The following is a 21,369-nucleotide window of genomic DNA, read 5'->3' as shown; positions in this document are numbered from 1 at the left end:
TTCCATCCCGGAGTCATGATGTCGTTCCCGATCCGCGCCCGTTCCCTGTCCGCTCTGTTGCTGCCGGCCGTGCTGGCCCTGTCCGCCTGCCAGGCGCCGTCGCTGGATGAGCAGGACGCCGCCACCGCCCACGCGCAGCAGGCCGCCGAAGCCGCCAAGGCACCCGCCGACGAAGCCGGCAAGGCCACCGAAGCACCGCCGGTCGGCGCCTGCGATGCCAGCCAGGTGCAGAGCCTGGTCGGTCAGGCCTACACCGAAGCACTCGGCAAGCAGGCGCAGGAGGATTCGGCCGCCACCCAGCTGCGCGTGCTGCACCCCAACGACATGACCACGATGGAATTCGTGGGCGACCGCCTGAACATCGAGGTGGATGCCAAGGACGTGGTCAGCGGCGTTCGCTGCGGCTGACAAACCCTGCGCCGGCAGGCTTTGCCGGCGCTTTGGTTGCGGCTGCAACCGTGTATTGCGGCGTTGCAGCAACCTGTGATGTAGTCGGTGCATCCGGTGGCCTCATGATGCGCTCCAGGGATTGGGCGGGCAGGAGTGTCCCCGTTCATTTCAATCTGCATCGAGGTAGAGATGGCCCCCCGCAACCGCCAAGGGCTTTACGACCCGCGCTCCGAGCGCGATGCCTGTGGATTTGGCATGGTCGCCCAGCTCGACGACCAGCCGTCACGCCTGCTGGTTGATACCGCCATCGCCGCGCTCTCGCGCATGACCCACCGTGGTGGCGTCGCCGCCGACGGCCTGACCGGTGATGGCTGCGGCCTGTTGCTGCGTCGCCCCGATGCCTTCCTGAAACTGCTCGCCAGCGAAGCCGGCATCAGCGTCGGCGCGCGCTTCACCGCCGGCCTGGTGTTCCTGCCGCACGACGCCGATGCCGCACAGGCCTGCCGCGCGCAGCTGCAGCAGCAGATCGAAGCGGTGGGCTGCAAGGTCGCGGGCTGGCGCGAGGTGCCGACCGATGACAGCGTGTGCGGCCAGCTGGCACGCGACACGTTGCCGCGCATCGAGCAGGTGTTTGTCGATGCCGGCGTCGGCCAGGACGATGCGGGCTTCGGGCTGGCCCTGTTCCTGGCCCGTCGCCGCAGCGAACAACAGCTGCGCGACCACGCCGACTACTACGTCACCACGCTCAGCCCGAACGCGATCAGCTACAAGGGCATGGTGCTGCCGGATAAGCTCAGCCGTTTCTTCCCGGACCTGCAGCGGCGTGAGCTGGCCGCCAGCGCGATCGTGTTCCACCAGCGCTTCTCCACCAACACGCTGCCGCGCTGGCCGCTGGCGCATCCATTCCGGATGCTCGCCCACAACGGCGAGATCAATACCATCGAAGGCAACCGGCGCTGGGCGCAGGCGCGCAGCAAGGTGTGGAAGACACCGCGCTTCGACATCGGTGAATTCGACCCGGTCATCTCCATGCATGGCTCCGATTCGCAGAGCCTGGACAACATGCTGGAACTGATGGTGTCCGGTGGCATGGAGTTGATCCAGGCGCTGCGCATCCTGGTACCGCCGGCGACGCAGTCGCTGGAATTCAAGGATCCGGACCTGGCCGCGTTCTATGAATTCCACGGTCTCAACAGCGAGCCGTGGGATGGCCCGGCCGGCATCGTTGCCTGCGACAGCCGCTATGCGGTGTGCACCCTGGACCGCAACGGCCTGCGCCCGGCGCGCTGGATGCTGACCGCCGATCGCCACTTCCTGGTCGCTTCCGAAGCGGGCGTGTGGGAAGTGCCGACCGAGCGGGTGGTGCGCAAGGGCAAGCTCGGCCCGGGCGAAATGATCGCCATCGACCTCAAGCGCGGCGACCTGCTCGATTCCGAGGCCATCGACCGCATCAACCGCGGCCGCGCACCGTACAAGCAATGGCTGCAGCAGGGCGTTACCTACCTGCAGACCGAGCTGATCGACCCGTCGCTGGTGGAAGAACCCTTCGACGAAGGCACCCTGCGCAGCTACCACAAGCTGTACCAGCTCAGCAGCGAGGAAGTGGAGCAGGTGCTGCGGCCGCTGGCCGAGACCGAACAGGAAGCCACCGGCTCGATGGGCGATGACACGCCGATGGCGGTGCTCAGCCAACGCAGCCGTCCGCTGTATGACTACTTCCGCCAGGCCTTCGCGCAGGTCACCAACCCGCCGATCGACCCGCTGCGCGAAGACTGCGCGATGTCCCTGTCCACCCAGCTTGGCAAGGAGACCAACATCTTCCATGCCGGCCCGGAGACGGTGAACCACGTCATCCTCAATTCGCCGGTGCTGAGCCAGCGCAAGCTGCGCCAGCTGCTGAAGATGGACCAGTACGTGCAGGCCAACCGCCTGCTCGACCTGTCCTACGGCGAGGACGAGGGCCTGCGTGCCGGTATCGAGCGCATCTGCGCCGAAGCCGAACAGGCCGCGCGCGATGGCATGGTGATGCTGCTGTTGTCCGACCGCTACCCGGTGGCCGGACGTCCGATGGTGCATGCCCTGCTGGCCACCAGTGCGGTCCACCACCACCTGTCGCGGCTGGGCCTGCGCTGCGACGTCAACCTGATCGTGGAAACCGGTACCGCGCGCGATGCGCACCACATGGCCTGCCTGCTCGGCTTCGGCGCCACCGCGGTGTATCCGTACCTGGCCTACCAGACCCTGTTCGACCTCGGCCGTCGCGGCATCCTCAAGCTGAGCAAGGGCGGCGAGCAGTCGCAGATCGGCCGCCGCTACCGCAAGGGCATCTACAAGGGCCTGTCCAAGATCATCTCGAAGATGGGCATCTGCACCGTGGCCAGCTATCGCGGCGCGCAGCTGTTCGAGATCATCGGCCTGGAGCCGGAGGTCGTGGACCTGTGCTTCCCCGACACCGCCTCGCGCATCGGCGGCGCCGGTTTCGCGCGGCTGGATGCCGACGCCCGCGAACTGTGCTCGCAGGCCTGGGATGCGCAGCAGGGCGTGGATGTCGGCGGCCTGCTGAAGTATGTGCACGGCGGCGAGTACCACATGTACAACCCGGACGTGGTGACCACCCTGCAGCGCGCGGCGCGCAGTGGCGACCCGCGTGCGTGGCAGCAGTACTGCGATGCGGTGCATGCGCGGCCGCCATCGGCCCTGCGTGACCTGCTGCAGCTGGTGCCGGCGAAGACGCCGACGCCTCTGGATGAAGTCGCCCCGGCCAGCGACCTGTTCCCGCGTTTCGATACCGCTGCCATCAGTCTCGGCGCGCTGTCGCCGGAAGCACATGAGGCGCTGGCCATCGCCATGAACCGCCTGGGTGGCCGCAGCAATTCCGGCGAAGGCGGCGAAGATCCAGCACGCTATGGCACCGCGCGGCGCAGCAAGATCAAGCAGGTGGCCTCGGGCCGCTTCGGCGTTACGGCCGAATACCTGGTCAATGCCGAAGTGCTGCAGATCAAGGTCGCCCAGGGTGCCAAGCCCGGCGAAGGCGGCCAGCTGCCCGGCCACAAGGTCAACGAACTGATCGCGCGGCTGCGTTATGCCAGGCCGGGTATCGGTCTGATCTCGCCACCGCCGCACCACGACATCTACTCCATCGAAGACCTGGCGCAGCTGATCTACGACCTCAAGCAGGTCAACCCGACCGCGCTGGTGTCGGTGAAGCTGGTCAGCCATGCCGGTGTCGGCACGATTGCGGCCGGCGTGGTCAAGGCCGGTGCCGACCTGATCACCATTTCCGGCCACGATGGCGGTACCGGCGCGTCGCCGGTCAGCTCGATCCGCTATGCCGGCGTGCCATGGGAACTGGGCATTGCCGAAGCACACCAGGCGCTGGTGGCCAACGACCTGCGCGGGCGCACCCTGCTGCAGACCGATGGCGGCCTGAAGACCGGCCTGGACGTGGTCAAGGCGGCGCTGCTGGGCGCCGACAGTTTCGGCTTCGGCACCGCACCGATGATCGTGCTGGGCTGCAAGTACCTGCGCATCTGCCACCTCAACAACTGCGCCACCGGCGTCGCCACCCAGGACGAACGGCTGCGCGAGAACCACTTCACCGGCCAGCCCGAACGCGTGGAAAACTTCTTCCGCCTGCTGGCCGAGGAAGTGCGCGGCTGGCTGTCCGTACTGGGCGCACGCTCGCTGCAGGAAATCGTCGGCCGCACCGACCTGCTGCGCCAGCTTGAGGTCTCCCCGCGCGAAGACGTGCGCGTTGACCTGTCGCGGCTGCTGGCCGATGCCAGCTACGAAGGCAGCCACTGCGCCGCACAGCGCCTGTACGAATCGCCGGACAGCCTGGCCACGCAGATGGATGGGCTGCTGGCCGAGGCCATCGAGCACAAGCGTGGCGGCGAACACCGCTTCCTGATCCACAACACCGACCGCAGCATCGGCTCCCGTCTTGCCGGTACCGTGGCCCGCGCGCATGGCAACCAGGGCATGGCCGAATCGCCACTGGAACTGCGCTTCCGCGGCAGCGCCGGGCAGAGCTTCGGCGCATTCAACGTCGGTGGACTGCACCTGGAAGTGGAAGGCGAAGCCAACGACTACGTCGGCAAGGGCATGGCCGGCGGCCGCCTGGTGGTGCGTCCGCCGCGTGGCGCGCGCTTCGAGGCACGCAGCACCGCCATCATCGGCAACACCTGCCTGTACGGCGCCACCGGCGGCGAACTGTTCGCGGCTGGACGTGCCGGCGAGCGATTCGCCGTGCGCAATTCCGGCGCGCTGGCGGTGGTGGAAGGCGCCGGCGACCACTGCTGTGAGTACATGACCGATGGCGTGGTGCTGGTGCTGGGCAAGGTCGGCCTGAACTTCGGTGCAGGCTTCACCGGCGGCCTGGCCTACGTGCTGGATGTCGACCGCGATTTTGTCGACCGCTACAACCACGAGCTGATCGACATCCATCGCGTGTCGGCCGAAGGGTTCGAGAACTACCGCCAGCACCTGCACCGCCTGATCGGCCGCCACCGCGAGCTGACCGGCAGCATCTGGGCGCAGCAGATCATGGACGAGTTCCGCGATTACATCGGCAAGTTCTGGCTGGTCAAACCCAAGGCCGCCAGCATCGAATCCCTGACCGAAACCCTGCGTCGCGCTGCCTGAGCGCGCGCACTGCACTGCCGAGACGATCATGAGCCGCAAGCACGCCTTCCAGTTCCTCGACCTGCCCCGCACCATGCCGCAGCGCATTCCGGTGGAACTGCGCACCTCCGGCGACTGGGGCGAGCTGTACGGAAAATTCGGCAAGGAAGACGCCCAGTACCAGGCCGGGCGCTGCCTGGACTGCGGCAACCCCTACTGCAGCTGGAAGTGCCCGGTGCACAACGCCATTCCGCAGTGGCTGCAGCTGGTGCAGGAAAACCGCATCCACGAAGCGGCCACCCTGTGCCACAGCACCAACCCGTTGCCGGAAGTGTGCGGCCGGGTGTGCCCGCAGGACCGGCTGTGCGAAGGCAGCTGCACGCTGGAGGAATTCGGTGCGGTGACCATCGGCGCAGTCGAGAAATACATCGTCGATACCGCGCTGGCGACCGGCTGGCGGCCGGACATGGCCGCCGTGCAGGCCACCGGCCACACGGTGGCGGTGATCGGCGCAGGCCCGGCCGGTCTGGCCTGCGCCGACCGCCTCGCGCATGCCGGCATCACCGCGGTGGTCTACGACCGCTACGAGCAGGTCGGTGGCCTGCTGCAGTTCGGCATTCCCAGCTTCAAGCTGGACAAGGACGTGATCCGTCGCCGCCGCGAGGTGCTCGAAGGCATGGGCGTGCAGTTCCGCCTGGGCGTGGAGATCGGCCGCGATGTCAGCCTGCAGCAGCTGCTGGACACCCATGACGCGGTGTTCCTCGGCACCGGCGCCTACCGCTACACCGATGGCGGCCTGGACGGCCAGGACCTGAAAGGCGTGCTGCCGGCTCTGCCCTTCCTGGTGCAGAACAGCCGCATCGTCGGTGGCGATGATCCCCAAGGCCGGCCGATTGCCGGCTGGGAAGACACCATTGCCCTGCCCGACCTCAACGGCAAGCGCGTGGTGGTGCTCGGCGGCGGCGATACCGGCATGGACTGCGTGCGCAGCGCGGTGCGCCTGGGTGCGGCCAAGGTCACCTGCGCCTACCGCCGCGATGAAGCCAACATGCCGGGCAGCGCGCGCGAAGTGGCCAATGCGCGCGAGGAGGGCGTGCGCTTCCTGTTCAACCGGCAGCCACTGTCGATCGAAGCCGGTGCCGATGACGAAGTGATCGGCGTGACCGTGGTTGAAACGCGGCTGGGCGAGCCCGATGCCAATGGCCGCCAGAACGCGGTACCGATCGAAGGCAGCGAATCGCTGCTGGAAGCGGACGTGGTGATCATCGCGTTCGGTTTCTCGCCGAGCGTGCCGGCGTGGCTGGCCGAACATGGCGTGGAGGGCCAGTCCAACGGCCGCATCCTCGCCGGTGGCAAGGACCGCCTGCCGTTCCAGACCGCGCATCCGCGCCTGTTCGCCGGTGGTGATGCGGTGCGCGGCGCCGATCTGGTGGTGACCGCCGTGGCCGAGGGCCGCGACGCCGCCGCCAGCATCGCCCGGCTACTGGCCCACTGAAGGCGCGGCCTGCCCGGCCAGCACCGCCACAAGGGTCGCGTGCAGTGCGTCGCGCTCGACCGGCTTTGCCAGGAAGTGGTCGATGCCGGCGGCACGACAGGCCTCACGCGTGCTCTCCAGCACGCTGGCGGTCAACGCGATGATCGGTACCTGTGCAGCGCCGGCGCGTGTATCGGCGCGGATCGCGCGGGCCAGTGCGAAGCCATCCATGTCCGGCATGTGGCAGTCGGTGATGACCAGCGCAAAGCGCTGCGCCTGCCACGCCTGCCAGGCCTGTCGTCCATCGGCGGTGGCATGCACCTGCAGGCCCAGCTCCTGCAGCCGCCCCACCAGCAGCTGCAGGTTGGTGGGATGATCTTCGGCCACCAGCACCCGCACCGGTGGCAGCACCTGCAGGCCGGTCACCGCTTCGGCAGCCGCCAGCGATGGCAGCGCGCATGAGGCGGCGAACAGGTCCAGCCAGATCACCGTGCCTTCGCCTACCGCACTGCGCAGCTGCAGTTGTGCCCCCATCGAAGCGGCCAGCTCGCGGCATATCGCCAGGCCGAGTCCACTTCCACCGAAGCGGCGGGTGGTCGACGCTTCGGCCTGGGTGAACGCTGCAAACACAGCGCGCTGGCGCTCGCGGCTGATGCCCACGCCGGTATCGGTCACCTGCAGGCGCAGCTGCTGGCCATGCGGATGCTGCTGCAGCACCCGCAGTTGCAGGTCAACGCTTCCCTGCAGCGTGAACTTCAATGCGTTGCCCGCCAGGTTGAACAGGATCTGGCGCAGCCGCAGCCCGTCAGCCAGCGACCCGCGCTGCAATGCCGGGTCCACCTCACAGCGCAGATGAAGCCCCTTGCTGGCCGCTACGGGAGCCAGCAGCCGCTGCACGGCCCGCAGAAGCTCGGCCATGTCGGTGGGCACGCACTGCGGTGGTTGTGGGCCGGGCTGCAGGCGCTGGCTGTGCAGCACATCATCCAGAATCTGCCGCAGCATTTCCGCCGCGTCATCGATGGTTGCCAGCACCTGCCGCTGGCGGCCATCGAGCGTGCTGCTGCCGAAGCACTCGAGCATGCCTATCAGGGTGCTCATCGGCGTGCGTATCTCGTGGCTCATGGTGGCCAGGAAGTGGGTCTTGGCCGCATCGGCCTGCTCGGCCTCGCGCCGCGCATCGTTCAAGGCCTGTGCACGCGCATGTGCCTCTGTGACGTCCATCCAGTAGCCGCTCCATTCCACGCCACTGTCGTTGCAGGCGATGGGGCGTCCATGCGAACGCACCCAGCGCCAGCCATGCGGACCGCGCGTACGGAAGGTGATGTCGATCGGTCCCCGCACCAGCGCGGCAGCATCCACGCAGGCCAGCACCAGAGCGCGGTCCTGTGGATGGACCGCGGCCAGCAGGCGTCCGTGGTCGGCCCGCGCGGTGTCCACGCTGATCCCGAACAGCGCATGCACGTCACCGGCGATATGCGGAACGCTGTACTGGCCGGTGCTGCTGCGCCGCGCCTGGTACACCACCGCCGGCAGATTGGCGGTAACGTCCTGCAGCCGCTGCTCCAGCGCCTCCCGGCGTGCTCCCTCGCGATGCAGCCGCCAGTAGCCGAAGGCGTAGACCAGGCCCATCGACAGCAGCACCAGCAGCAGGGCGATGGACCAGCGCAGCGGCGACACCGGCGCCTGGCTGCGGCGCGCGGCGGTGAACGTCCAGTTCGCCTGCAGGGCATCGCGCTGGGCCTGCGTCATCTGCGCCTGCAGCTGGTTGAACCGTACGACCAGGTCGGCGCACGCCGGTGCGGTGGCCAGTACCAGCGCATCGCTGAAACCTGCTGGCGCCGCCACGTCCAGAGCGCCGCCCGGATGGCTGCGCAGCGCCGCCTCGATCTCGACCAGATTGGCCACCACGGCCTCGACCTGGCCGGCGGCAAGCAGCTGCAGTGCCTTGTCCACGGCAGGCACCTGCAGCAGCGGGATATCCAGTCCTTCATCTTCCAGCACACGGGCCAGCGCCACGATGTCCGGGCTGGCCACGCTGCCCCCCTGCAACCCTTCCAGGCCGATGACCGGCGCTGCGTCGTGACGTCGCACGATCATCTGCGGCACGTGCAGATACGGTGTGCTGGTCACCCATCCCTCGGGCGCGCGGGCGCGCGGCCAGCCCAGTGTGGCGACGGTTCCGGCCGGCAATGCGGCATCGGGCAGGAACGTCGCGGCGAGCGGCGTGGCGCGCAACGTCGGGTACTGCGCCTGCAGCAGCGCCAGATAGGCGGCCACCAGGCCCTGCGGTTGCCCCTGCAGGCTGGATGACAGCGGCGCACGGTCGGCCGGGTAGACCAGCAGGATCGGACCTTCGCAGCCACCGGCCCATGCCGTGGCCGGCACCATCGACAGCAGCGACAGCAGCGACAGGGCAGTAATGCGGGCAAGCCTGCCGGCTGCATTCAAGGTGGACGTCCTCATGGCACAAGCGGGGGCGTGGGTCGCATCGCGATACGCCCCCTTGCCACGCTAGCGACGCACTTTCCGACAACAATAAGGAAATTTGTAAAACCCTCCGAATGCGCCAGTAGCGACATACACTGCCGCTTCTACCGACCCCGGAGCTTTCGATGCGCATCGGCCTGGCCGCCAACCGCCTCCATCACAACGACGCGCGCGCAGCTTTGTTCCGCTGGTTGCGTGCCAGCCAAACCGGGCTGCGCGAACTGGGCGTAAGCCTATGCGCGGTTGGCCGCACCCACGATGCGATCCAGCACAACGGGTTCCTTGCCGGATACGACGGCCTGCTTCGCTATCCGTATGGACGTGACGGCGGATTGATGAAGCTGGTGGCCGAAGTGGTGGGCATGGGCGCCGAACGTACGCTGGACGGCGCGATCTACCTGATGGATCCGGTCGACCCCTCTTCGGTGTTTCCCGAAGCCACCGCACTCAAGCGCCAGTGCGTGATCCACGGCAAACCGTTCATTTCCACGGTGGCCACCGCGCGCGACTGGATCGAGGTCGAACGCGTCCACGCCGGGCTGCCGGCGGACCGCAGCGCCGATGACCTGCATGCGTTCGCCGGGCAGACCCTGGCCCTGATCGCGCATGACGCGATGAAGCCAGCCATGCTGGCGTTCGCCGACGAACACTTCGACGTGCTGGCGCGCTTCGGTGAGCGGGTGGCGACCGGCACCACCGGGCAACGCTTGAACGAGCTGGCCTGGAGCCGTGGTTGGCCGGCCGATAGTGCATGGGTGACGCGCTACCAGAGCGGCCCGATGGGTGGTGATGCGCAGATTGCCGACCGGGTGCTGGAAGGCCGCTGCCAACGCGCGATCTTCTTCGAGGACCCGCATGTGGCCCGCCAGCACGAAGCGGACATCCAGCTGCTGGAGCGGGCAGTGACGACGGTGACCGATCAGGCGGTATGCATCACGGCACCACGCGTAGCGGCACGCTGGGCGGAGGCTGCGGCATTGCGCGTGGGTCGATGAGGTTCGCGGCCAACGGCTGAGCCCCTCGTGGCTGACACTGGGTAGAGTCGACTGTGGGTCGACTGCCGTTTTGGGGTGGCCGGGTGGGTAGGCCGCGCAGGGGACGCCGTGAACCCATCCATGGGGGCTTGTGAGCGCCATCCATGGCGCTCGCACCCCTGCGCAACCTACCCACCCGACCTCCTGACAGTTTCCGCGCGCGTCCAGCCACGGAAGAAAATTGGAAAGCAGGAGCAAAGCGGATCGCGCGCTATACGCGCTTCTGTAGCGCGCCCCGCCATCCACGGCCGCGCGGCCGTCTGTCTGGTGTGGAGCCCCTTCTGTTGAAGGGGCGCGCCGAAGGCGGGGGTAGAGGAAGAATGCGTGGGCAGCTGCTGTAGCGCGTAGCGCCATCCACCGCTGCGCGGCCGTCTGTCTGGTGTGGAGCCCCTTCTGTTGAAGGGGCGCGCCGAAGGCGGGGGTAGAGGAAGAATGCGTGGGCAGCTGCTGTAGCGCGTAGCGCCATACACGGCTGCGCGGCCGTCTGGCTGGTGTGGAGCCCCTTCTGTTGAAGGGGCGCGCCGAAGGCGGGGGTAGAGGAAGAATGCGTGGGCAGCTGCTGTAGCGCGCTACAGCAGCTGCCGCAGCATCGCCTTAAGGCGACGCCCATCCTGCTGGAAGTAATCGCGCTGCGCGCGCCAATCCGGGAAGCGTTGTTCCACTTCATGCCAGAACGCGGGCGAGTGGTTGGCCTGGATCAGGTGGCAGAGTTCGTGCACCAGCACGTATTCGAACGCGGCGGGGCTGCCCAGCACCAGCGCCAGGTCCAGCGCCATGCTGCCGTCCGGGGCCAACGAGCCCCACTGCGAGGACATCACCTTCAGCCGCAGCCGGCTGGGCGCGCGCGGCAGCGTGGACAGGTACTTCGGCAACCAGCGCCCGACATCGGCGCGGGTCTGTGCTTCATAGAATTCGCGCAGCAGCCGACGCAGGGTCGCATCGCCGGCGCGGGTCGGCCACTGCACGCAGGCCCCCTGCGCGTCGATTTCCAGCCGCGCGTAACGGCCTTCCTGCCAGCGCAGCGGCAACAGCTCGCCACGCAACGGCAGCACACCGTCGATGCCCGGCTGCAGGGGCGCCGGCAGCGCATGGCCCTGGTAATGGCGCAGCTGCAGACCCAGCCACTCGCGGTGCTGCTCCAGGAAACGCTCGCCCATCACCAGGCTGGCACGCGGTGGCAACGTCAGCCGCGCACCGCGCTCATCGACACTCAGCTTGATCCGTCGCGCACGCGGATCGCGCACGCGCAGCACTTCGATATCGGTATCTTCCAGGCGCAGGCGAACGGTGTCGCGCTGCACGGTGGCGGGCGGGACCGGCGAGATCAGGCGGCGCAACAGGCGGCTCATGCGTGCAGCATAGCGCCGCTGGAGGCCGCCGGATGACCGGCGGCCCGAGCGGCGCCTGTTCAGTCAGCCTTGCTGAGCTTGAAGGCTTCTTCAAGCAGCAGGAACAGGCGGCGGATCTCCGCACTCTGCAGGGCGAAGCGGGCATCGAACTCGGCGCGGCGGCCGTCCTCGTCAGCGTGTTCCAGCTGGTCCAGCGCGCCGTCGAGGAACTTCAGCTTGCGCACGATCAGGTCATCGCCGAGCACGAAGGACAGGTTGTCCTCGAAGATCAGCGCCAGTTTGGTCACCTGCTTGCCGGCGTCCAGGTGCTTGTCGATCTCGTCGCAGCGCAGTTCCTGGTGCTGGCACTTGACCACTGCGCCACCTTCCACCGGATCCTTCATCTCGCACTCTTCGCCCAGCTCGAAGCCGGTCGGCAACGGCTCGCCCGCAATCCAGCCAGTCAGGATGGAGCGCGGGGCGACTTCGGCGTTCAGCGGCATTGCCGGGAAACTGCCGAGCAGGCCGCGGATATCGGACATGAAGTATTCGCCGGTCTTGCGGCTGGAGGTGTCCACCACCACGTAACCGTGCAGCTGGTCGATGAAGGCGTCGTTGCGCGAGGACTTCACGAAGGCGCGCGGCAGCAGTTCATGCAGCAGGTCGTCCTTCATGCGCTTGCGCTCGCGGCCACCGGGACGGCGGCCTTCCTTCTCCTCGATCTCCTCCAGCTTGCGCTCGAGCAGGTCGTTGACCACCGCGCCGGGCAGGATCTTGTCTTCGCCGCCTACGGTCAGCCACAGGTGCTCGGCGATGCGGTGCGAAAGCAGTTCCTTCTCTTCGCGGCCAAACGGCGAGATGAAGCCGCGTGAATTCATTTCCAGTGCGCCGACCGGCTTCAGCAGGGCGTGCGGCAGCAGGGTATCGACCTCGGAGAAATCAGTGGTGGTCGGGAAGCGGAAGAACGTCAGGTTGCGAAAGAACATGGAATTCCGGTGTCTGAAGAAGAAGGGCGCCCGACCTTAAGCGGCAGGCGTCTCGGGAACTGCGTCGGCCAGCCAGGCAGCGGCGGCGACGGCGACGGGCGGCGCCGCATCCTCGCGGCGGCCCAGGGCCATGAAATCGAACAGGGTGGCATCGGCCAGCTGCGCCGGGCGCACGTCGGCCATCGCACGGGCGATCTGTTCGATGCGGCCGGGATGGTCGTGGTCCCACTGCTTGAGCATCAAGCCCACCTGGCGACGCTGCAGGTTTTCCTGGCTGCCGCACAGCGTGCAGGGAATGATCGGGAAACGGCGAGCCTGCGCGTACTCGACGATATCGTGCTCGCGCACGTAGGCCAATGGCCGGATCACCACATGCTGGCCATCGTCGCTGAGCAGCTTGGGTGGCATGGCCGCCATCCTGGCGTGGTGGAACAGGTTCATGAACAACGTGGCCACCGTGTCGTCGCAGTGGTGGCCCAGGGCGATCTTGGTGAAACCGTGCGCCTTGGCGTGGTTGTACAGCGCGCCCCGGCGCAGGCGCGAGCACAGCGAACACAGGGTCCGCCCTTCCGGAATGACCCGGCTCACCACCGAGTAGGTGTCCTGTTCGATGATCTGGTACGCCACGCCCAGACCGGCCAGGTACTCCGGCAACACATGCGCAGGGAACCCCGGCTGCTTCTGGTCAAGGTTCACCGCCACCAGTTCGAACGCTACCGGCGCCCTCTTCTGCAGCTGCAGCAGCATGTCCAGCAGGGTGTAGCTGTCCTTGCCCCCGGACAGGCAGACCATCACCTTGTCGCCGGCCTCGATCATGCCGAAGTCGGCAATGGCCTGACCGACCTGGCCGCGCAGGCGCCGGGCCAGCCGATCCGGTCCGCGCCCGGCCGCACGCCGATCGCGCGGCGCGCGCTGCGGGGGATCGGGCAGGGAGATCACGGCGGTCATGCCACCATTCTAACGGCTTGCGGCGGCCCGGACCCGGGGTCGGGATTCCCCTCTCCCGGCAGTCATCGTCGCTGTGTATGCTCGGAGACTGTGGACACCTACAGCCCCGCCGAAATCGTCGAACGCCTCGTCGCCCTGCGCGCCGAGCACCGCTCGCTGGATGAACAGATCACGCGCATGGCCGCCAACGGCGACGATGAGCTGGAGTTCAAGCGCCTGAAGCGGCGCAAGCTGCAGTTGAAGGACTGCATCACCAAGCTGGAAAGCCTGCAGATTCCGGACGAGCCTGCGTAACCGGTGGCCCATCCACGCATGGCGTGGATCTACTGCTGGATCGAAAGCACGGTAGGTCCACGCCATGCGTGGATGGGGCCCTTCATCAACGCGGCAGTGCCAGCTCCGCGCTCCAGGCCGCCTCGCCGTCCACGGTCAGATCGCAGCGGCGCAGGCTGCCAGCCCCCGTGCAGCGCAGCCACAGCGGGTGGCCGTACCAGTCACCGCCAAGCCCTTGCCGCACCGCCGGCTCATCGCCGGTGATGCGCACTTCACCGGCCAGCCACAGGGTGTACTGCGGCGCCCGCCGATCGCTGGCCTGGATGCACAGGCGCACCGGTGCATCAGCCAGCCGCCCGGGCAGGTTGTCGTTCTCGCATGTTTCGGCAGCCTGCGCGGCATTCACCGCCAGCATCGCGGCGGCGAACAGCGCCCACCGCGCCAGCGCAGGCCGCAGGATCAATCCTGCGGCGCCGGTTCGTCCGGGCGTGCCGCTTCCGGGCTGACCCGTTCGATGGTGTGGCGCAGTTCGCGGCCGAGGATGAACTTGGCATCCTTGGCCCACGCATCCAGGCGATCGTCGAACAGCAGCTTGCTGTTCTCGTCCGGCCACACCAGGCGCAGCTCGCGCAGCTTCTGGATGAAGCCGCGGAACAGCGACTTGTCGAAGAACTCCGGCGCGGCCGGTGCATACAGCAGGCTCAGGCGCTGCGCGGCCTGCTGGCACAGGCTTTCCAGTTCGGCGGTACCGAGCGTGCCCGGGCCGTTCTTCACCAGCACCGAGATGGCGATGTAATAGCGCTCGAACGCCTGCTGCAGCGAGTGGCCGATCGCACGCAGGCGGAACACTTCATCGGTCTGCCCGGTGTTGCGGGCCAGGATGCCGCCGTCGTCTTCGTTGACGTTCTGCAGCAGGCCTTCGCGCACGAAGACGTTGATGGTCTGATCGATGCGCTGGGCGAACTCGTCCTCGGTCCAGGGCAGGAACAGCTCGGCCTGCAGGAACGGATACACCGTGCGGCCCAGCTGCACCAGGCCGGTGCGGCTCATGCGGCGGTTGTTCTGGAAGCAGCAGGCCACCCACGAAGACGCGGTGAACAGGTGCACCACGTTGTTGCGGAAGTAGCTGAGCAGCACCGCGGTATCGCCGCTGACGCTGAGCACGTCGCCCAGCGGGTGCTTGATGCGGGTGAGGACGTTGATTTCCTCGGCGTGGGCGATGATCCGCTCCGGCGAGTGCGGGGTTACCGTCACCCGGTCCGAATAGGGCATTTCCACCAGCAGGGTCTTGCACAGCTCGATCTGCGCGATCAGGTCCGCCTCGCCCATCGCATGCTTGGGCGTGGACAGCAGCGCCAGTGCCAGCAGATTGATCGGGTTGACGTCGGCGGCACCGTTGATGCGCACCTGGATGCGCTCGGCCAGGGTATCGACGGTGGTCGACAGCCACGACGGCTTCTCGTCCTCGGACACCGCTTCGCCGCCCCACTCCGGCGCCTTCTCGGCCAGCACATCGTTCAGCGCGATCGGCTCGCCAAAGTTCACCACCACCTGGCCGTAGTTCTGCTTGAGCACCTTGGGGATGCCCCACAGCAGCGACCAGATCGATTCCTTTTCCTTCGGCCGGCCGGACAGTTCGTCCAGGTAGCTGCCGCCTTCCATCAGCTTCTCGTAGCCGATGTAGATGGGCTGGAACAGCACCGGCTTGCGCGGCTGGCGCAGGAAGGCGCGCAGGGTCATCGAGATCATGCCGCCCTTGGGCTGCAGCAGCCGCCCGGTGCGCGAGCGGCCACCTTCGACGAAGTACTCGATGGAGTAACCACCGGCCACCAGCTGCGCCACGTATTCGCTGAGCACGGCCGAGTACAGCGCGTTGCCACGGATCGAACGGCGGATGAAGAACGCACCGCCCTTGCGCAGCAAGGTGCCGACCACTGGCAGGTTCAGGTTGATGCCGGCCACGATGTGCGGCGGCACGATGCCACGGTCGTACAGCAGGTAGGACAGCAGCAGGTAGTCCATGTGGCTGCGGTGGCTGGGCACGTAGACCACTTCATGCCCCGGCGCGGCCGCCTTGAACTTGTCCAGATGGTGGACCAGCACGCCGGCGTAGATGCGGTTCCACACATGGCTGAGCATGAAGCTGGCCGAGCGCACCACCGGGCTGGAATAGTCCGCGGCGATTTCCCAGGCGTAGGCGTGCGCCTTCTTCCAGGCGTCGGTCGTCTTGCTGTTGTCGCGCTTGGCCTGTGAGGCGATCGCCTCACGCACGGTTTCGGCGGCCAGCACCTGGTCCACCAGCAGGCGCCGGGTCGAAAGGTCAGGGCCGATCACCGATTCACGGATGCGGCGGAAGTGGGTGCGCAGCACGCGCTGCAGCTTGCGCACCGTGCGTTCGGGCTCCAGGCCCTCGTCGATGGTGGAGCGCAGCGAGATCGGCGGTGCGAAGCGCACGATGGTGCTGCGACCATTCAGCAGCAGGCCGAGCAGGCGGCGGAAGCGGCCGACCAGCGCCCAGTTTTCCGAGAACAGCACGGCAAACCAGCCGCTCTGCTTGTCCGGGGCACGGCCGACAAAGATCGACACCGGCACCAGGTGCACGTCTAGGTCATCGCGCACGCGATGGGCCTGCAGGACCTTGGCCAGCGAATCGGAATGGGTCTTGGCGCCGCGCTGCTCGGGAATCAGCGAGTTGCTGGAACTGCGCCGCGACAGGGCCAGGTAGGCCCGCTTGCGGCCGGTGGGGTCACCGGCCAGCGGCACCAGCGGCGAGGGCAACCCGGCCTGGCGGCAGGCCTTGTCCAGGATCAGCGCGTTGGACAGGCCGTAGTCTTCCAGCACGTACATGACCGGGCGGCCATCGTTGTACTGGCCCGGGTCCTCCGGCTCGATCTTCAGCGACAGCCACGGCTCGACCAGGCGGCCCAGCAGGCGGGCCCACAGCGGACGGCGGCCAGCAGGACGCGCGTGCACCGGCGTCGCCGCCGGGCTCACGCCGGCGTCGGTCGAGGGGGACGACTGCGCCGTATCGGCGGGCGTCGGCTGGGATTGTTCGCCGGGGAACGGCAGCGGGTTCTGTTTCGACATCGACGTCATTATGGCTTAGCCGACGGTGTTGCCGCTTCCCCATCGGTAGCCGGGGCGGTTGCCGGCTCCGGCGCAGCGGCGGCACGCGCGGCATCGGCCTGGCGCAGCAGGGCGTCGGTGTCGGCCAGGGTACGGGTGAGGTACCAGTGACCCTCGCGCCGGCTCAGCGGGACCTGCACGGTCATCGCACGGCCGGCCAGCTCGTACTGCAGGCGCACCAGCGCATTGTCCCCTTCCACCGACAGCAGCTCCCCACGCACGCTGCGCAAGGCTTCATCCACCCCCAGCCCATAGCTGGCCAGGACCGCCTTGAGCGTATGGATGAACGGAGCAAGCTGCTGCAGGCTGCCCTCCATGCCCGCTGCCTGCAGGCCGGCATCGTCCTGGAAGCCGACCTTGGCGGCGGCGCCGACCAGGGCGGCAATGCTGCTGCGGGCCCGCGCGCGGTCGCTGATCGGCGCGTCCTGTGCCCAGGCCGCCAGGGTCTGCACCAGTTGGATGTAGTGCGCCTGCTGGCCGGGCGTGTAGCCCTTCTGGTGCCGCAGGTACTGCACGCCAAAGTTGCCCATCGACTGTGCGGCCTGGCGCACGGCGCTGGCCTGCCCGGCCAGCTGGCGGTCGAAGCTGCGCTGCAACTGCGCATCCGCGCCTGGCGCACGCAGTGCCGCCAGCATCGGCAGCAGCTGGTCGCCCAACGGCAGGCCGGTCAGCGGCCACTGGCTGTGGCCCTCCGCCCAGGCCTGCTGCAGGCGCTGGTACTGGCTGGGCGGCACCGACAACCGTGCGTAGCCGATCAGATCATCCTCGGCCAGCCGTTGCGCCATCGCCTGTACGGCGGCGACAGGTTCGGCCGGCGCGGCGGCCGGATCGCCGCCCGGTTGCCGGCACGCGGCCACGGCCAGCAGCAGCACGGCCGCCAGCCCCCATACGCGTGCAGACCTTCCTCGCACTCCAACGCTCATGCAATCGGACTCCCCGGACCGGTCCGCATCTTGCGGCCTGTGAGGTGACAGCGGCAAGCCGGGCGGTCACGCTTTCCGCTTCGGGATACGCAACGGCTTGATCCACAAAAAAAAAGAGCCTCGACCACACGGATCGCAGGCTCTTCAAACCGGCACGAAGCCGGTGGACAGTGTTGTGGCGCATGTCCGGCCCGAAGACCGGATGGCGGCGATCGTACGCTGCCCGCGAAGTTAAGGCAACACATGATGAAACATCATTCAACTTATTGATTTAATTGAATCAATCGCGTTGCCAGACCGACTCGATGAAATCTACGGCATGTTTTTCGGCGATTCGGGCATAAACGCCGGGGTAGCCGGCCAACGCGCAGCCCTCGCCCCAGCTGACCACACCGAACTGGGTCCACCCCTCGCGCAGCCGCAGCAGCAACGGGCCGCCGGAATCGCCCTGGCAGCTGTCCATGCCCTCGCGGCCTGCGCAGATGACCTTGCCGCGTGACAACTCGCCGCCATAAGCCTGCTGGCACTGCTCGAACGGCACGAACGGCACCTGCACCGTCTGCAGCTGGGTGGGGAATACCTTTCCGTCGCCGATGTCGGTGTCGCCCCAGCCGATTACCGTGAACGCGCGCCCCGGCTTGAGGTAGCTGGCGTCCGGCCGCAACCGCAAGGCCACCGGCTGCGCGTCGGGCAGCGGGGTGTCGAGCTGGATCAAGGCCACGTCATGCTCCAGCGAGTTGCCGCTGTTGTAGGCCGGGTGCATGTGGATCGCCTTGATGTTGGAGACCGCCGCCGACGGTTCGGTGGACAGGGTAGTGACCCCACCGAGCACCGCCAGGTCGCCCGGGCGATCGCCCTCCACGCAGTGCGAGGCGGTCAGCACCCACGAGGGCGAGATCAGCGTGGCGCCACACCAGTGACGACCATGGTCGCTGTCGCCCAGCGAAAGACGCTGGATGCTGACCATGAACGGGTACTCATCGGGTGCGGCGTTTTCGCCACCGATGATGCGTGGCGCTTCCTGCGGCGTGGGTGTGGCGTTGGCGGGCAGAGCGAAGGCGGCAGCCAGCAGGGAGCCGAACAACAAAGAGGTGGTGCGATACATATCCGTGTATTCCCTCTATCAATGGATGGGTACCGGACGGCCGCGGTCCGCGCCGGTGCATCGATTGATAGGAGGAGTGGTCCGCGCACACGGCGACCCGGCGCACAGTTTCATCCGTTGGGGGCAGCTGCGTCATCGCCAGCGCTGTAAATGCGAACGCCATCCCGCAGTGAACGGGATGGCGTTCGTGGTGCCGGCGTGACCGACATCGAGGCGATGTCAGCGCGCGGCCAAAGCCGACGCGATTTCCAGCTGGATCGCCCGTGCCGCTGCCTGCGGATCGGCAGCCAGGCGGATCGGGCGACCGACCACGATCGCGTCGGCGCCATCGGCGAAGGCCTGGGCCACGCCGACGGTGCGCTTCTGGTCATCGCCGACCGGACCACCCGGACGGATGCCCGGGCAGACGATCGAGAATCCGGCGCCGGTGGCGGCACGGATCGGCGCCGCTTCCTGGCCCGAGGCGATCACCCCGTCGATGCCCGCCGCCTGGGCGGCCAGCGCGCGCTCGACCACCACGTCCACCGGCTCGCGGTCGATGCCCATCTGCGCCAGGTCCGGGCGGCCCATCGAGGTCAGCACGGTCACCGCCAGCAGGCGCATGTCGCTGCTGTTGGCTGCCGCGCAGGCTTCCATCATCGCCGGGTGCCAGCCGTGGATGGTGGCGTAGCTGACCGGCCACTGCGACAGCCGCTTGATCACCGCCGCAGCGGTGGCCGGAATGTCGAAGAACTTCAGGTCGACGAAGACGCGCTTGTTGCGGCGGGCCAGTTCATCGAGCACCTGGAAGTACTCGCCGGAGGCCAGCAGTTCCATGCCGATCTTGTAGAACGCCACGCTGTCGCCAAGACGCTCGACCCAGTCCAGCGCCTGCGCGCGGTCGGGCACGTCCAGGGCGAAGATCAGGCGCTCATCGGCGCGCAGCGGCAGCGGGGCGCGGCTCACGGCGCGTAGTCCAGCGCGGCGCGCTTGGCGTCGTGGCGGGCTTGGCGCGACTGGCTGTAGTCATTGTTGAACTGCGCCGGCTCGAAGCCGCCGTAGGTCGGGTTCGGCAGCATCCACCAGCGCTCGCCGAACCAGTCGTGGTACTGCTGCAGCAGGGCATCTCGGCCCTCGTTGGTGTTGGCGGTCACTTCCACGAAGTCACCCAGCTGGTCGCCGAACTGCATCAGCACGCGGTACTTCTGGCCGGCCAGGCGACGGCGGCAGTTCTTCTCGCTGCCGGCCTGCTCGCAGCCTTCAACCACGGTGCCCAGGCCCAGGAACACGCTGTCGTCGGCCACCGGCAGGCCCTGCTCGCGCAGGTTGGCCAGGGTCGCGTCCTTCAGGTGCACGGCGCGGTTGGAGATGTACAGCAGGGTCACGCCCTTGGCGTTGGCAGCCTTGGCGAAATCGACCACGCCCGGGATCGCCTTGGCCTTCTTTTCGGCTACCCACTGGTCCCAGCTCAGTTCGTCGTATTCCTTGCCGTCGCGCACCAGGCGCGCCTGGTAGGGCGAGTTGTCCAGCACGGTCTCGTCCACATCCAGCACCACCGCCGGCTTCAGGCCCTTGGCCTCGTTGCCGCGTTCTTCCGGCACCAGCGCATCCCAGTGCGCTTCCTTCAGCGCCACATCCAGATGGTCGGCGGCGGCGCGGTAGGTCTGCTCGGTGATCGCCTTGTATTCCTGCGCGCGCTGCATCCACAACACCGCGTTGAGGTTGTCGTTGGCGGTGGCGTCGAGCGCGTCGCCGGCCTTGGCGGCAGCGGCCGGTGCCGCCGGTGTGGCCGCTTCGGCAGGCGCTTCCACCCGCTTGCAGGCGGACAGGCCGATCACCGCGGTGGCGAGCAGGGTCAGGGACAGGGAAACGGGACGACGCATGGAATTCACCGGCTGCAGATATCGGGGCATTTTACCGTCAAAGCCGCCATCGGGACGGCTATGCTTGATGGTTGACCCGTTGCCCCTGCGGAGGCCGCCATGACCGATTCCACCCAGACCCCCGACGTTCCGCTGCTGGATGCCGTGCAGGCCCGCCTGCTGGGCTGCCTGGTGGAGAAGGAAGCGACCACCCCGGACACCTACCCGCTGACGGTGAATGCGGCCCAATCGGCGGCCAACCAGAAGACCGCCCGCGAGCCGGTGATGAACGTGAGCGCCGGCAGCGTGGAGCACGCCCTGCGCCAGCTGGAAACCCTCGGTCTGGCGCGCCAGCACTTCTCATCGCGCGCCGATCGCTACGAGCACCGCCTGCAGAGCGCACTGGACCTGACCCGGCAGCAGACGGTGCTGTTGGCCCTGCTGTTGCTGCGTGGCCCGCAGACCCTGGGCGAGCTGGTTACCCGCGCCGAGCGCCTGCATCGCTTTGCCGATGCCGACGAGGCCCGCCACGCGATCGAGCGCCTGCAGCAGCGCGGGCTGCTGCTGGTGCTGCCACGTGCCAGCGGCCAGCGCGAAGACCGCTACATGCACCTGCTGTGCGGTGAAGTGGACGGCGCGGCGCTGGCGGCGAAGTACGCCAGCAGTGGTGGCGGCAGCGAGCCGGCCGACCCGGGCCTGGCCGAACGCGTGGCCCAGCTGGAAGCGGCGGTCGCCGCGCTGCAGGCGCAGCTGGCCGAACTGCGCGGCTGAAGCAACCCCGTGGGTGCCGACCGTTGGTCGGCACTGCATTTGAATCGTGCCGACCAACGG

The 21,369-nt window shown here is 67.8% G+C and carries 16 protein-coding genes; 6 read left to right on the top strand and 10 right to left on the bottom strand.

Annotation, left to right across the window (positions count from 1 at the left end):
* The first annotated feature begins 18 nt into the window (after positions 1-18).
* The 3 genes from ACVOLJ_RS15375 (at position 19) to ACVOLJ_RS15365 (ending at position 6,508) form a co-directional block, all read left to right on the top strand.
* Positions 19-408: an I78 family peptidase inhibitor gene (locus ACVOLJ_RS15375; protein WP_475281099.1), complete on the top strand. Its 390-nt coding sequence runs from the start codon at positions 19-21 to the stop codon at positions 406-408.
* 171 nt (positions 409-579) lie between these two features.
* The gene (gene gltB, locus ACVOLJ_RS15370; protein WP_481564499.1) at positions 580-5,034 is read left to right on the top strand and encodes a glutamate synthase large subunit; all 4,455 of its coding nucleotides are present in this window, start codon (positions 580-582) and stop codon (positions 5,032-5,034) included.
* Between the two features lie 28 nt (positions 5,035-5,062).
* Positions 5,063-6,508: an FAD-dependent oxidoreductase gene (locus tag ACVOLJ_RS15365; RefSeq protein WP_481564498.1), complete on the top strand. Its 1,446-nt coding sequence runs from the start codon at positions 5,063-5,065 to the stop codon at positions 6,506-6,508.
* Here the strand turns inward: ACVOLJ_RS15365 and ACVOLJ_RS15360 are convergent.
* Positions 6,494-8,950, bottom strand: a complete 2,457-nt coding sequence (locus ACVOLJ_RS15360) for a response regulator (RefSeq protein ID WP_481564497.1) — start codon at positions 8,948-8,950, stop codon at positions 6,494-6,496. The genes ACVOLJ_RS15365 and ACVOLJ_RS15360 overlap by 15 nt on opposite strands.
* Positions 8,951-9,099: 149 nt before the next feature.
* Between ACVOLJ_RS15360 and ACVOLJ_RS15355 the strand changes: the two genes are divergently transcribed.
* Positions 9,100-9,969, top strand: a complete 870-nt coding sequence (locus tag ACVOLJ_RS15355; RefSeq protein ID WP_481564496.1) for a methylglyoxal synthase — start codon at positions 9,100-9,102, stop codon at positions 9,967-9,969.
* Between the two features lie 608 nt (positions 9,970-10,577).
* Here ACVOLJ_RS15355 and ACVOLJ_RS15350 read toward each other — a convergent pair.
* The 3 genes from ACVOLJ_RS15350 to ttcA are packed head-to-tail and all read right to left on the bottom strand — an operon-like array spanning position 10,578 to position 13,270.
* Positions 10,578-11,357, bottom strand: coding sequence for a M48 family metallopeptidase (locus ACVOLJ_RS15350; RefSeq protein ID WP_481564495.1), 780 nt, complete (start codon positions 11,355-11,357; stop codon positions 10,578-10,580).
* A gap of 59 nt (positions 11,358-11,416) precedes the next feature.
* Positions 11,417-12,322 carry a recombination-associated protein RdgC gene (locus ACVOLJ_RS15345; protein ID WP_481564494.1) on the bottom strand — a complete coding sequence of 302 codons (906 nt, stop codon included), beginning with the start codon at positions 12,320-12,322 and terminating at the stop codon, positions 11,417-11,419.
* A 36-nt stretch (positions 12,323-12,358) separates the two neighbouring features.
* Entirely contained in the window at positions 12,359-13,270 is a 912-nt protein-coding gene (gene ttcA, locus ACVOLJ_RS15340; RefSeq protein ID WP_481564493.1) for a tRNA 2-thiocytidine(32) synthetase TtcA, read from the bottom strand.
* A gap of 90 nt (positions 13,271-13,360) precedes the next feature.
* Here ttcA and ACVOLJ_RS15335 point away from each other — a divergent pair, with 90 nt between their 5' ends.
* Positions 13,361-13,564 (top strand): YdcH family protein, encoded by a 204-nt coding sequence (locus ACVOLJ_RS15335; protein WP_481564492.1) that lies wholly within the window; start codon positions 13,361-13,363, stop codon positions 13,562-13,564.
* Positions 13,565-13,649: 85 nt separating this feature from the next.
* Here the strand turns inward: ACVOLJ_RS15335 and ACVOLJ_RS15330 are convergent, their stop codons facing one another.
* The 6 genes from ACVOLJ_RS15330 to ACVOLJ_RS15305 form a co-directional block, all read right to left on the bottom strand.
* Positions 13,650-14,006: a hypothetical protein gene (locus tag ACVOLJ_RS15330; RefSeq protein ID WP_481564491.1), complete on the bottom strand. Its 357-nt coding sequence runs from the start codon at positions 14,004-14,006 to the stop codon at positions 13,650-13,652.
* Positions 14,003-16,639, bottom strand: coding sequence for a glycerol-3-phosphate 1-O-acyltransferase PlsB (gene plsB / locus ACVOLJ_RS15325; RefSeq protein ID WP_481564490.1), 2,637 nt, complete (start codon positions 16,637-16,639; stop codon positions 14,003-14,005). The genes ACVOLJ_RS15330 and plsB overlap by 4 nt, the downstream gene beginning before the upstream one ends.
* Positions 16,639-17,592 carry a hypothetical protein gene (locus tag ACVOLJ_RS15320; RefSeq protein ID WP_481564489.1) on the bottom strand — a complete coding sequence of 318 codons (954 nt, stop codon included), beginning with the start codon at positions 17,590-17,592 and terminating at the stop codon, positions 16,639-16,641. Before ACVOLJ_RS15320 ends, plsB begins: the two co-directional genes overlap by 1 nt.
* Before the next feature lie 280 nt (positions 17,593-17,872).
* On the bottom strand, positions 17,873-18,697 hold the full coding sequence (locus ACVOLJ_RS15315) for a S1 family peptidase (protein ID WP_481564488.1): 825 nt from the start codon (positions 18,695-18,697) through the stop codon (positions 17,873-17,875).
* Positions 18,698-18,916: 219 nt separating this feature from the next.
* The gene (pyrF, locus tag ACVOLJ_RS15310) at positions 18,917-19,642 is read right to left on the bottom strand and encodes an orotidine-5'-phosphate decarboxylase (RefSeq protein ID WP_481564487.1); all 726 of its coding nucleotides are present in this window, start codon (positions 19,640-19,642) and stop codon (positions 18,917-18,919) included.
* Positions 19,639-20,559, bottom strand: a complete 921-nt coding sequence (locus ACVOLJ_RS15305; RefSeq protein ID WP_481564486.1) for a 5'-nucleotidase, lipoprotein e(P4) family — start codon at positions 20,557-20,559, stop codon at positions 19,639-19,641. The genes pyrF and ACVOLJ_RS15305 overlap by 4 nt, the downstream gene beginning before the upstream one ends.
* Positions 20,560-20,658: 99 nt before the next feature.
* Here ACVOLJ_RS15305 and ACVOLJ_RS15300 point away from each other — a divergent pair, with 99 nt between their 5' ends.
* On the top strand, positions 20,659-21,309 hold the full coding sequence (locus ACVOLJ_RS15300) for a YceH family protein (protein WP_481564485.1): 651 nt from the start codon (positions 20,659-20,661) through the stop codon (positions 21,307-21,309).
* Positions 21,310-21,369 lie beyond the last annotated feature (60 nt).

The organism is Stenotrophomonas sp. STEN046 (assembly GCF_056759755.1).
Note: the sequence above shows the minus strand (reverse complement) of the source record. Positions and strands in the feature narration are given on the sequence as shown.